We start from the raw sequence: 13,135 nt of genomic DNA, 5'->3' as shown, positions 1-13,135 counted from the left end.
TTTAGTCTTCTGATGGGTATGATATTTCTCTACCGTCAATATTTATAACATATGGTTCCATGTCTTTAACCTTTTTAAGCAAGTGTACCATATTCGTGGAATATCTACTAACACCGTTCATATAGACATGGTAAATATTATTACTCCCACGTAGCTTAATGCCAGTTTTATCATAAACATCATTAATTAAATCATAAGCATAAGACCAAAAAGACTTTTCATAATCATAAACTCTTTCGCATAGCTCCGTGGCAGTAAGAGTAAACTGTACTGCTAGTTGATTAGGGTCTTGAATGTCTGCAAATGTAACAAGAGTTCTCGTAGCAGCTTGTTCATCATTAGCAGTAGGAATAGTAAATGCGTTTAATAAACTCTCTCTGTCTGTTAGGTATCGTAAACTTGCAATATCAACTTCAAGGTTGGTAATAGTGTCGCTTTTTACTACGTTATAAACTGTTTCTTCAATTTGCTTTAGGAACTCAATATCAACAGAATCTTGGTAAAGGGCTTCGTACAACTTTTCATAAGTATGTAACTGAATATAATTAACCCTCACCGATTCACCATTACCGACAGAAATAGGTTTTTCTCTGGGTGGCGTGTAATCAGGGTTAATTGGTTCCCTACTCCAATCAATAAACCACATATTATCAATCATGGGTTCTACATCAGCATCAATAATTTGCTTAACATTGTATAATATGGATTTAATATTTTCATCGCTTAAACTGTAACCAATAAAAATTATTGGGTGTTCCATAAAATATGTAAATAGTTTAGCAATTAAGTAGATTTGCTTATTAAAGAAGTTTACGTAATCTTGTTGTTCAATAACTATGCTATCACAATCTTCAACTGAGCCATGAATTTTTAGTATATGACCAATATCAGTTGATTTCTTTTGGCGAATTACCTGTTGTCCGACTATTGCTTCATATTTAGGAAACAGTGTTTCCAATAATTTATCATAGTTGGTAGTAATAATAGCCTGTGGGTTTAAATTTTTTATCAATTCAATTTCGGCATTTAACTCATGTGTTTCAGCATCGAATTGTCCCATAAGGTCAATTAGTATACTTGCAATTTTATATTTCAAGTGAATACTTCGTGAAGCAGATTCGAAAAGAAAAGGAGGAAATCGCTCTTCATCGCTGTGATTTTTCCAGGCATATGTACGATAGTAATCAACTAATTCAGAAGCAATTTTTGCATTATCACCATTATGTTCTTGAATAAAAAATTGCATTGGCATATCAATTTCAGGATTTTCATCTATTAACTGTTTTAATAAGCCAGCCCAAGTAGGAGAATTGATATACCTCTGGGAGAAGCCAGAACCAATGAATAGAATTGGCCTACTTTTCATATCAGTAATATATTGTTTCAAGTATTCTAGCGAACTATTTAAATATGAATCATAGTTTGACATATCACTGCCCTCCCTTGACAAGTTGATAATAATACCACTTTACCACTATTTTACCTATAAAACCACTTTTTGGTAGTATTTAGCTAATTAGTGTCGTAAATTGGAAGTTAAGAGGTGATACTAATGGAATCAAAGGTAAAAGAATATATAAAAGCACTTGAAGAAATTGGAACCGAAATTGTATGTAGCTATTCAGGAACTTCATAAGAAAGAAAATCTGTGTATTTTCTTTCTTTGTGAAGTTGCTGGTATATCGCGAGCTGCTTACTATAATTGGCTAAAACGTAGCCTTCAGCGAGAGAACTTCAGAATAAAGAAATCATAAAAGAAATGACAACTCTTCATGAAAAAGTGGAGGGCATCTACGGTTATCGATGAACATCAATCGAAGGTTCGGCCAAAACTTCAATCACAAGCGCATTTATCGACTGATGACAGTCGCTGGTATTCAGTCAGTTATTCGAAAAAAGAAGAAAACTTATAAGCGTTTAAACCCCATACATATCGTAGAGAACGTGTTGAATCGGGATTTTACAGCTGACAAACCAAATGAAAAATGGGTAACAGATGTAACAGAATTTAAATATGGTTCATCCCAAAAAGCATATTTAAGTGCGATTCTTGACCTATTTGATGGATCAATTGTTAGTAATGTTTTAGGGCATTCAAATAATAATAAACTTGTATTCAAGACTATTGACAAAGCTACAGCTTTTTCGGATTGGAATCATCCCCTTATTCATAGTGACCGTGAATTCCAGTACCCTTCAAAGGGATTTAGAGAAAAATCGAGAAAGCAAAGCTGAAACAAAGTATGTAACGAGTCGGCAAGTGTATCGATAATGGACCGATGGAATCTTTTTGGGCCCACCTAAAATGTGAAAAGTATTATTTACATAACTATAGGACGTTCGAAGAACTGTTAAAAGCGATTGATGAGTACATCCATTTTTATAATCATGATAGGTATCCAAAACGACTAAACGGCCTTAGCCCTATGGAATATAGAGCTAAAGCCGCTTAGCCTGTTTTTATTAATTCCACTGTCTACTTGACAGGGGGCAGTTCACACCAAAAGTTCACTAAACCATTCCACTTAATACAACAGCCGATTCCTTAATAAAACCTTTCCAACAGTCTTCTTTTTTCGCCCATTGTGTAACGTTTTGATCACCAGCGGATTCTCTTAAATAATTTAAAGCATTATTAGCAATAGTTCGTACAATATCCTCCCACTTTTCAGAAAGAGCTTGTTGTTGCCATATTTCCATTAAATTTATTTCTTCATAGTACAAATGACTTAGCATAGCTACTGTGTAATAAATTACATTTGCTCTATAACCTTTTAAATTCATACTTTCAACAATTCTTGTTATAAATGCATTAATAATTCTTCTAGCAATAAGCTTTTTATAGTAGTCACTATCGATATTTAGAATACTTTTTGTTACTTCACCTTCATCATTTGTAACGGAGCTTTGTTTCCAATATTGGCTATTTAAATCCATAAAGCGTTTAAAAGCTTCTTCTCCACCTTTACTAGATACATGTGGAAAGCCTTCCCAAGACATAAAGTATTTTGCCATTTCCACTTTTGTTATGACGTTTTCCTTTGGGTATATTTTTTTGAAAGCAGTTTGTTCTTTTCCTTTCGAACGTCTACTAATATCAACCATATACTGTCCGCGAGCTCGTTCAAAATACCATTTTGACTCTTCTTTACGATTATCTTGTGTTGGAATCCAGACGTTGCGAGATAGCTTTTCAAGGTCAGACATAAATCTGGTATTAGCGAGCAAATCTGATTTATTGATTTTATTTTGCGTATTTGCATATTCGGAGATTTTTGCTATCATTTCATCTTCAAGTGCATGACGATCCATTTGAACATCAATATTCTCAATTTCTTCTGGAACGTTTAATATAGTCAATTTTGCTTGTATGTAAACACCCTCTAAATCAATATCATTTTTATAAGCTTGATGTATAGAGGCTGTAGTTTGACCTCCATTAACAATTTGCCAACTTGTTAATGTATTAATTTTATAAAGATTTGTATCTCCAATTTGCTCAATATCTCCCGCTTTTGCAACACTTGAAATACCATTATTATATGCAACAAATAATTCACGTTGACTTTCAACCTTTAATGTATCTCGTATTCCCTTATTCGTGCCTCCACGAGCTTGTAAAAAAGAACGTACATTCCTTTCTACTAATTTTGGTCCCCAATCATCATATAATTTAGCTAAAAGTTTTGCTGGAATAACCCCGATATAGCAATCTATTAAACCCTGTTTCATATTATTTGGAACTTGCATCATTTGTAATGCTAGACCATATTCCGACTTAAAATGAATATCAAATTCTCGTATACCTTGCTCCGCTTCCGACAATTTAAATATTCGATCCATATCCCAAACATGTACATTTACTGTTTCCACGCCTGGAATTATTAGATCAATCGGCTTGTTTGAAAGATAAAACTTACTTGTAATCACAAAAATATTGACTTCTTCAATTTCGTCTCTTTTATCTACAATCATTTTTGTTACATCATGGTATTCCATCGAACGATCTGCAAATTGCAAAATTGATTCTGCATTTGTATAAAAGCGCTTTGCTTTATTTGCGTACTCTTTTAAAGATGTCATATTAGCAACTGGCAATTCATCCTCTTCCAAAAAAGGCTCATATTCCACTACATACAAGCTTAATGTATTATTTTCCTCCTGAAATAAATAACCATTAAGTTGTATTTTCGTTTCTTTTTTACTGAAAAAAATAAGCGCTGGCTCGTCTTCAGAGTTTATGTACGGCAATACTTCTTGCAAAAAGGGGGTTTGACGACTTCCTAATACCCGCCCCTTTTGTTCAACTGTATCAATAAATTCATTATAATAATCTAGCTTTCTTTTAGTTTCATTCATTGTGAATCATCCTTATTTATTCAAATTGAATATATCTTCTAACGAAACCTTAAAAGTTTTACAATGTGACAAATCAATTGAATATGAAACATTTGTAATGCCTGTCGGCAGATTTTTTGAAGTCAGTTTTGGAAACTCTTCGACTGCTTTGTATGCTAATTCTTCATGCACAAAAAAGAAGTTTTTATCATAATCCTCGCTCATTATTCCAACTTCTAGTAACAAATCCTTAAAATTCACTGCTAAAGAAGGAGCTCGATTAATAAGTTGTTCCTCAATTACTTCAATCATATTTCGCAGAGATTTTCCTGTTGAATTATTTACTTCAATCTTTAATACATAAAGGAACAATGTATCTATAACCGGATTAAGCTCTAATTGTTTTTCATTTGAAATTTTAATTTCATCTCTTATTTTAGGTGCAACAGTTTTAATCTCGACTCCGCAGTTCTTAATAACAAAATCGATTCTGTTTTTTAACGGTCCTTTCCAATCTTTAATAATCAACGGTGGGTCTTGCGGAAAAAATTCAAGCCACTTATTAATATAATAAAGCTCCCCAAATAGCCCCATCTCTTCCTCTAATTTTAGTTTGGTATCCCATTTTCTCTTAAAAAAGTTATGCCACCTATCTAGAACTTCGTATACTACCGTATAAAGCGGCATCTCTTCTTCAAATAAAATATGATCTACTAAATATTGCAGTACCCGCTCAAAAATCTCTTCACTATCTTCTACATTTTGAGAAATCACTAAAAAATTTTTTTCTTTTAGTGGACCAATTTGCGAAAAGAATTCTTGTCCTATTTCAATACCACGCCACTTTGGAAAAGACTTTAATTGATCTTCATCCCAATCTTCACTTGTAATATCTATATATAAGCGTCGCTGAAAATTTAATAAGTCAATCCCAATTAATATAAATGGTTTTTGAAAATAAATTGGCTCTAATCTGTAAATATCATCAGACTCCTTATTTTTTGATTGCTCCATCATTAACTTGAACCTTTCCGAAATATTAATCATTAGAACCACCTTTTCCAACTGTATTGTTGTAGATATAAACTCCTTCTCTCTTTAGTCTTTCTCTTAGATTACCGTCTGCAACAGGTACTTCTATAATATCTGGAAATGAGAATGCTAACCCAATTGGTACTAGATTTTCATTAAAATCAATATTTAATTTCTTAAATGATTTTACTTGCGGATGTAATGGATAGACTAGTAACAGGGGATTTTCATTCGCCCTTAGGTCTATATTTTCTCTTTTATCTGTGGATCGATTTTCGATATCAATAAACTCCTGATTAGCTGCAACAATAGCACCTAAGTCTACAACACTAATCCCCTTACTTTTATCTTGATCAATACTACGAATAACTGCACTTTCAATCGATAATTTCCCTAGATTTACTCTCCACTGAGTAATCTCATTATCAATTGCTTTCTTGCTGGTTAATGTAGCATTCGTTATATCTACAACAGCAATATTAAATTTTTCAAACAGGTTTTCTCTATTCATTTTGCTAATATAGTCTGCAATTTTTTTGCTATTAACTATTCGTGCTGAAGAAATAGTTTGATATTTTTTCAAGTAATCGATAATAAGGTGACTAGGAACATCTTTAGCAATATGATACTTAGTCCCTTTAATTGTCGTTTTAAATTCCTGTTCTACACTATTAATAAGCTCAATTGTAGCCTCCATATTCTTCATATAAAATTCCTTATTTTTTGCAAAGCTACGTGTTTGCTGCATTGTTCCAGTATAAGATATAGGCGATTCAGCCGTCCCCATTTTTGCTGGACTTGTTACTGTCATTGTGTTATGTGTTAACATTTTAACAGCATATTCTTCCGGCGTCGCACCATCTCTCACAAGTTTTTCAAACTCTTCTCTTAGCTCGCTCATAACAACAGCAAGATACTCGAAGTTTTCAGCGATTTCCTCGCAAGTATATATACGACATAAGTCCATATATCCTTTACGGAAGCCAAACCATCTCCCCATTTGCATTAGTGTGTCATACATAGAGCTACTTCGATAGTAATAAGAAATCGTTAAGCCTTCTAATGTTAAACCTCGAGATAGTTTATTTCCCCCAATTGCAATTACATATAGTCCATTTTCTTTGTATTTTTCATACTCAAGAGCATCTTCACTCTCCCCGTTAATCTCCATTACTTCAATCTTGCCTGCTACAAACTTAATTTGTTTATAGATTTTTTCCCAAGCAAGCACGCTGAATTGGCTTGATGATTCAAAACTACTTTGTACCTCTACAAAATCATTCTCATATAGCTCTTGTAACTTTGTTATATATTCACTTTTCGAATTGTATATTAAATCATTTGATAATTTCCTGTAGAACTCTTTAATAACACCGCACATAGAGTTTTGAACATCTGTAAGTCTTGAAGTATGTATCAACATTGAATTATGCTCGCCTGTCTGACCTCTTAAATTTCTAATTGCTGTTGAAAGTAAAAAGGCAAAGATAGCCTCCTGCATTGATTTAGGAACCACTGTAAATAACCCAGCATCGTCTTTTGTTCTCAATGTATCTAATATAGAAATGTCTTCTGGACTTAAGTTTCTAATAAACATCGGTTTATTGTCTTCTTTATAACCAGTAGTATTGAAGAATTCATCAGGTCCACAATAACCTTCTGGTTTAGGCAAAGCAATTACAAAATCTTTTGGATATAGATCTTTTCCTACATCAACATGGTTTGCATTTGCTTTAATTAGCAAATTAGCAAATGGTGTAGCTGTATATCCTACATAGGATTTTTGTTTAAACAAACTTAGCAATTCTCTAATTAGTCGATTAATTTTACTAGGATCGTCATTTGTTTTTCCAGAGGAATCAACACTAGCTTGATCCGCTTCATCATCTATTATTAATACCGGCGGACTCATCCCTGAATGTTTAATACTATTACTTATTAATTCTATTAGTTTAGGGAGTACATCCTTTTGTTTTTTAACTACTAATAAAATTGGCTTATCTAAATTTTTTATACCAATTGCATTATTAGTCGAAATATCCTCTTGCACCGTCGTCCATGTCTCAATTTGCGAACCACCTGTTTTAACAAGTGCTACGCCTTGTTTTTCACCAGTAATGGTATCAATAGTTCCAACCACTTCTCTTTCTAAACGAAGTTGCGTTTGAGAACGTAAGTCATTGTGCATACCCGCTAAAACAATGACTAATTTATATCCAACATCAATCGCTTTGTTGATTAGACCTGTAAAATTCGCTGTTTTTCCGGATTGAACATGACCTAAAACTAATCCCCTCTTATCAAATGTCTGTTTATTTTTAGGATTTCCAATGCTTTTTAGAATTTCGTTTGTTGTATCATCAATAGTTTCCACTGTATCACGTGGCCACTTCTTAATTTCTATTAAATACTTTTCATATCGTGGCCAAAAATAGGAGTAAGATGGATGTGTATTTTCAAACCAAGGAATATTATCATTACTTCTTATTGAACTTGCTTTACGGACATTTATAGCGCCATATTTCGAATAGGCCTCTAACGCTAGCCCCTCCCAAACCTTTGATTCTAAATTACCATAGGTCTTAATAATTTTTTCTTGAGCTTTTTCCATTGCTACATCTAAAGGTTTTTCAAAACCAGAATTTTTAAAAGCCGTATACAAATTCTCTATTGTATAAAGAAATTCCTCACGTATTATTTGATGCATTTGAATTCACTTCCTTGTCAATAATTGTTCTTATTGTATGAATCTCTATGCCTTCAAACCCAGCCATCATAGAGATTGTTTCCGCAACCTTCTCAACGTCTAATTCAATACCTGTACTAAATAAAATTTCAGCATAATCAACTATCAATTTCATAGATTTTTCATCTATTTGCTGCTCCTCCTTTTTTACCATATTAGCAGTTTTTAATAAGTTGCATGGTGAGCCTAATTCAACTAATTTAAGATATACATTAATTTTCCTTCTTAAATCAATATCCACTGCTTTAAGTATCTCGGTTAATACAGGATGTGTTCTATTTAATATATAAGAACTATTTATATCATCCGTTGAAAGTTCCCAAGTATTTAAAGTACCTTTAATTTTTTCTCCTGTTCGAGTAGCTTTTGTACGGTATAGCATCATCTCTTGTGATAATTGTCTATAATATTTTGCTATTGCCTGTAAATCTTCTTTAGCTTCATCGGGAACTGAAATCGAAGATTTTTTAACGTCAATTTTCCAGTCATCATCTGCTTCATTTGAAAACTCTATTTTAATTCTGACTAATTCCGAAGGAACATCCTTTGGAAACATACCAAACCAATCACCATAACTAACCATTCGATTTTCTCTATAAATATAGAACCCTTGTTGATCACGCCATCCTTTTATACCACCTGCATACCGATATTCCACTTGGTTAAAGGTAGTTGGATGAGGTAATACATATGGGGTAATATTAACAAGCTTTTGATTCACTCTTATTATTTGCTCTTCCCCTTCAATTCTTCTTTGATTCCCTTCTAAAAAGGGATTCCAAGGGTATAAAGTATTCCCGTTAATTGTAATTATTAAGCCTTTCTCTAACATCACATGAAAGACCATTTCTAAATATTTATGTATACGCTTAACTTTAGAATAATAGCTATCTTGTTTCAAAACTTTCTTAGTACCATATCCACAAAAACGGTCTAGTCTATCGACAAAAACAATGGTTCCGCTATTTTCCCCTACTTGACCAATTTTATCTTTTATTTCACTTGGAATTGTTTCATACAGAAGCCATTCATTTTTATCACTAACATAATCTAAATCCCAGCAACGTTCAGAAATTATCCCATTCTTCTTTGTAATGACACATAAACGTTTCCCCATGGAAAACGATGCCGTTTTTAAACCCATTCCAAATCGTCCCAGCTCTTCCTTAGCTCTTTTTTTCCTAGGATCCTTTGAGCCAATAGTCATTGCTTGTTGTAATTCTGAGTCAGTCATTCCTATACCATTATCTTCTATTCTGATAAAACCGCTATCAATATCATAATCAAATTCAATTTGAATATAATCAGAATTTGCATCTATACTATTATCAACAATATCCGAAATTGCTGTTTGTGCATTATAACCAATACTTCTAAGAGCCTGTATAACAGGAGCTGCTGAAGGTTGTGTACGAATAGTAGCCATAAATTCCACCTATTTTTTTCTTTTATATTATTCTAACAAACTCAAAAAAAAAAAACAGCAAACCACTCCAAATGGATTGCTGCTTTTATACTAATTAAATTCATCCTTTAAGTATTTCTTAGGGGCTTCCCCTAAATAATACAAGATTTGTTCAGCCATTGCTCTGGCCATTAATGGCGGTACTGCATTACCAATTTGTTGATATTGCTTATCCTTTGATCCTTTAAAAACATAATTATCCTTAAAAGATTGTAATCTTGCAGCTTCTCTTATACTTAGGGCAACCGCTTTTGTAGGATGTTGCCACATAGACTTTCTAACATTAATCACCGTTGGAGATGGCGAATCATAATCCAATCGCAAATAAATCGTGTTTTGAGTCCTAGATGCATCTGAGTACGAAACTTCTTGGAGTTCAGTCGATAAACTATGGAAGTTTTTACCTCCTTTTTTCTTTATTTCTTCAAACCTTTGTTTACTTAATTGTTCACTATCTGTATTAATATGATTATAAATCACGTTTTCCCTAATGCCTGAACGATAATAATTTTGCATTTTTGTTTTTTTAAATTCAACGTTGTAAACTAAACCATTGTCCTCAACATTCTTAGTAGCATCAATATATTCTAAATCACCGATTGCATCTTCTACAGTAAAATCCTTGTCAGTATATCTTTCCGGAAATTCAATTTCGGCACATTCTATTTTGTTAGATTTTACACCTAGTATAATAAATCTTTGTCGTCTCTGAGGAACAAAATAATGATTAGAGTTAGCTGTATCTAGTGTTATCTTATAATCTAAATGAGCAAAGAATTTTTTTAGATAAACAACAATGTTATATGACTTGACTTTAACTACAACTTTTAATCTTCTATCGCCAACCACTTCAGGAATTCCTAATTTCACAATATTTTCATCTTCAATTTCCTTTAGGTACCTTAACAATTGATTAATTTCAATAAATCCTTGGAGATTGTTTAACATTTTTCCATTGTCAGTGTTACTTCCATTAGCTATCTCATTAAATGTATCAATAGCTGTTTTTCTTATATCTTTCATTTTTTCTTCAGTATTCAATTCACCAAAGTCATAATCTAAAAGGGAAGAAATAATTTGTTTTATCTCAAACAATTCTTTTTTCCCATTATCTAAAGTTGGATTGTAAGGTTTTGTTTTCTTTAACTTACGAACTACACTTCTAATTCTTGAAAGTTCAAATTCGTTCGTAATAAACGGCGTAACTTGTCTCTTCTCAACAATTCGATTAATTAAATCTTTATATCCTACTTTGTCTGTTTCAAGTAAGATTAACTCGTCTTCTTTCCAAAACGGATCTTCGTCACCATTGATCTTCTGTAAATGCTGTTCGGAACTATAAGCATAAATCGAATCATCTACATGTTTTGTAACAAAAAACTTATGTGTAGCAGAATTCATTGTTTTGACATTTTCCATTAAAAAAGCTACAGGTCTAACTTCATCTATAGCACGTGCATACTCTTTTACGAGCTGATTATTACCTGATATCAAATAATTCTTTTGTCTATTTGCATTTGAAAAACCTTGGCATGGTGGTCCACCAATTACTACTGTTTCGGAAGGGTCTATTCCTTTTTCTATCATAAATTGCTTAAAATCTATTTTACTAATATCACTATCCTCTGAATCGGAAGGTTTAATGATTAGGCTTTTATCACTTCGGTGATTATATATATATGTTTCAATAGCTTCTTTATTAATTTCAACAGCTCCAACTATTTCAAATTTTCCTGTTTGTTGAAATCCGTTACTCAAGCCCCCCGCACCGGCAAATAAATCTATTAATTTATACTTCTTTTCACTTGAATTCAATTTTTCTCTCTCCTAAAAAAAACCTTCTACATGCAGCATATAACATCTGGCATTAGATTACAATAATTAGCGAATGTATTTTCTAGGTTTTTTCACAAAGTTTTATTCATGTTATTTTCTAAATATCACCAAAAGGAACGCTGCCTAATTATTACCTAAAGCTCATTTCGGAAATTGACTCTGTTTTTCAAAGCTAACTCCTGTAGGATCTTAATCGACTTAAAAACAAAAAATCTTGAAATATAAGGTATATAGCAAAAGCAACCTTTTAGACCTTCATAAGAATTTAAGAAATGAATTCATGATTAATGTCACTATCAATTACTAAAGAAAAAATACAACAATCAGCCACTTTATTTTATTTACAAAAATCCTCTTTGTATTCCATCAATATTTCTTTAATATATCCCCAAACTATAACATTTTCATTTTCTATCTCAAATACTTTTCCATGAGATTTTGGTGAGTCGATTTTCATTTGATTAAAGTTACCACGGAAATCTCTAACATAAGTGTCACTATGATTTATTTCATCACTACACCTTTTTTCTAAGGCATTCAAAGGTACGTAACCTAATTCACTCTCAATTTGAAAATAAGCTCTTACAATTTTATGATTATACTGATTTGACTTTTTTGCCCACCTAGGGATTCTAAATATTGCCTTACCAGTGTCTGAATTCGCTTCCCCATTTACTCTAGTATTTTGTAATACTGTTGATGTTTTATATATTTCAGATGCCTTTGAAAAGCTATATGATATATACTGCCTCATATATTTTTCAAGTACATCACCTGCATCTTCTTTATTTAACAATAATGCGAGATTAAATTTTTCCAAAACATCTTCATTGATACAACAATGATAAGTTGATTTACTCATTCATGTCCTCCTGCACACAAAAACTTAATATACTAATTGACTAAAAATACTCATTAATATTCATTATACTATAACTAAGACTATTTTACATCGTAAAGTTCTGTTTGTTATTGTCTGGATTCCCAAATTGCTCTGAGACAGTTTATAGTAGCTACTTAGAAAGGTTTCTCAATATTTTTGTTGGTAATATCCCCCCAAAAAGACATCCAATTAAAATTGATACACTTACGTAGCTTTGTGCAAACCTTCTTAATATTAATCAAATTTTTTCCGCATATTCGAACTTGATTTTGTTATATTTTTTATTATTACAGTTTCAAGATGGAATATTTACACAGTTGGAACCGAGCTAGTAAAGGCGGTATCTTTCTCTTATTCTTTAACTACATCAATTTTTCCAAATTATTGCTGATTGTACTTTAAACCATATACATGCCGAAACTTGTACTTCTTTTATCGTAAAATCATTAGGGCCTTCCAAATTTCCTCGAAATTCAATTTAGTTAATGAGAAATAGCATTTCCATAATGAGAAGACTAACAAATATAACCCAGTTTCCGTAATAAAAAATTCTTATTCGCCCTCAGCACCAAATACGATGGCATTTCCATTTCCAATTCCCAAATAAAGCTCATTTGTTTGTTTACCAGAATGGCTGACATAATCAGCTGTCCTAAGAAGACAATCGGAGATGTGTGACCGTTCTCCTTTTATTTTCCCTTACGAAAAGAGCGATTTTGAAGTGACCCCAAAAAGTTAGACACGGTTATTTCATCAGGCAGCTTGCTCAAAATGAGTTCGGTATTGTACCGGGCTCATTTTTAACTTCGCCTTCATCCGTTTTGTATTATAGTAT

General features: G+C 32.4%; 10 protein-coding genes and 1 pseudogene. 2 read left to right on the top strand and 9 right to left on the bottom strand.

Annotation, left to right across the window (positions count from 1 at the left end):
* Nucleotide 1: 1 nt before the first annotated feature.
* Nucleotides 2-1,429, bottom strand: a complete 1,428-nt coding sequence (locus tag F7731_RS16790) for an SIR2 family protein (protein ID WP_151535964.1) — start codon at nt 1,427-1,429, stop codon at nt 2-4.
* Between the two features lie 374 nt (nt 1,430-1,803).
* Between F7731_RS16790 and F7731_RS16785 the strand changes: the two genes are divergently transcribed.
* On the top strand, nt 1,804-2,235 hold the full coding sequence (locus F7731_RS16785) for a DDE-type integrase/transposase/recombinase (RefSeq protein ID WP_151535963.1): 432 nt from the start codon (nt 1,804-1,806) through the stop codon (nt 2,233-2,235).
* 29 nt (nt 2,236-2,264) lie between these two features.
* Nucleotides 2,265-2,453 carry an IS3 family transposase gene (locus F7731_RS16780; RefSeq protein WP_281352565.1) on the top strand — a complete coding sequence of 63 codons (189 nt, stop codon included), beginning with the start codon at nt 2,265-2,267 and terminating at the stop codon, nt 2,451-2,453.
* A 58-nt stretch (nt 2,454-2,511) separates the two neighbouring features.
* Here F7731_RS16780 and F7731_RS16775 read toward each other — a convergent pair whose 3' ends face one another.
* From F7731_RS16775 to F7731_RS16745, 8 genes and pseudogenes are all read right to left on the bottom strand, one after another.
* Nucleotides 2,512-4,359, bottom strand: coding sequence for an AIPR family protein (locus tag F7731_RS16775; protein ID WP_151535961.1), 1,848 nt, complete (start codon nt 4,357-4,359; stop codon nt 2,512-2,514).
* Between the two features lie 12 nt (nt 4,360-4,371).
* Nucleotides 4,372-5,385 (bottom strand): PD-(D/E)XK motif protein, encoded by a 1,014-nt coding sequence (locus tag F7731_RS16770; protein ID WP_151535960.1) that lies wholly within the window; start codon nt 5,383-5,385, stop codon nt 4,372-4,374.
* On the bottom strand, nt 5,378-8,077 hold the full coding sequence (locus tag F7731_RS16765; protein ID WP_151535959.1) for a Z1 domain-containing protein: 2,700 nt from the start codon (nt 8,075-8,077) through the stop codon (nt 5,378-5,380). The genes F7731_RS16770 and F7731_RS16765 overlap by 8 nt, the downstream gene beginning before the upstream one ends.
* Nucleotides 8,058-9,542, bottom strand: coding sequence for an ATP-binding protein (locus F7731_RS16760; protein WP_151535958.1), 1,485 nt, complete (start codon nt 9,540-9,542; stop codon nt 8,058-8,060). Before F7731_RS16760 ends, F7731_RS16765 begins: the two co-directional genes overlap by 20 nt.
* 90 nt (nt 9,543-9,632) lie before the next feature.
* On the bottom strand, nt 9,633-11,396 hold the full coding sequence (locus F7731_RS16755) for a DNA cytosine methyltransferase (RefSeq protein WP_151535957.1): 1,764 nt from the start codon (nt 11,394-11,396) through the stop codon (nt 9,633-9,635).
* Between the two features lie 358 nt (nt 11,397-11,754).
* On the bottom strand, nt 11,755-12,279 hold the full coding sequence (locus F7731_RS16750; RefSeq protein ID WP_151535956.1) for a hypothetical protein: 525 nt from the start codon (nt 12,277-12,279) through the stop codon (nt 11,755-11,757).
* 536 nt (nt 12,280-12,815) lie between these two features.
* Nucleotides 12,816-13,018 (bottom strand): annotated as a pseudogene (locus F7731_RS27335) (hypothetical protein); the annotation flags it as partial.
* A gap of 35 nt (nt 13,019-13,053) precedes the next feature.
* Nucleotides 13,054-13,135 (bottom strand): IS3 family transposase (locus F7731_RS16745; RefSeq protein WP_151536060.1); only part of this gene is annotated, 82 nt, incomplete at its 5' end.

Origin of the sequence: Cytobacillus depressus, from assembly GCF_008923245.1 — a bacterium.
Taxonomy (GTDB): domain Bacteria; phylum Bacillota; class Bacilli; order Bacillales; family Cytobacillaceae; genus Cytobacillus; species Cytobacillus depressus.
The sequence above is the reverse complement of the archived record's forward strand: the minus strand, read 5'-3'. Positions and strand labels throughout refer to the sequence as shown.

Excerpts from the sequence above, each read along its gene's own strand:
- F7731_RS16790 (WP_151535964.1), bottom strand. The coding sequence starts at position 1,429 with ATGTCAAACTATGATTCATATTTAAATAGTTCGCTAGAATACTTGAAA.
- F7731_RS16785 (WP_151535963.1), top strand. The coding sequence starts at position 1,804 with ATGAACATCAATCGAAGGTTCGGCCAAAACTTCAATCACAAGCGCATT.
- F7731_RS16775 (WP_151535961.1), bottom strand. The coding sequence starts at position 4,359 with ATGAATGAAACTAAAAGAAAGCTAGATTATTATAATGAATTTATTGAT.
- F7731_RS16770 (WP_151535960.1), bottom strand. The coding sequence starts at position 5,385 with ATGATTAATATTTCGGAAAGGTTCAAGTTAATGATGGAGCAATCAAAA.
- F7731_RS16765 (WP_151535959.1), bottom strand. The coding sequence starts at position 8,077 with ATGCATCAAATAATACGTGAGGAATTTCTTTATACAATAGAGAATTTG.
- F7731_RS16760 (WP_151535958.1), bottom strand. The coding sequence starts at position 9,542 with ATGGCTACTATTCGTACACAACCTTCAGCAGCTCCTGTTATACAGGCT.
- F7731_RS16750 (WP_151535956.1), bottom strand. The coding sequence starts at position 12,279 with ATGAGTAAATCAACTTATCATTGTTGTATCAATGAAGATGTTTTGGAA.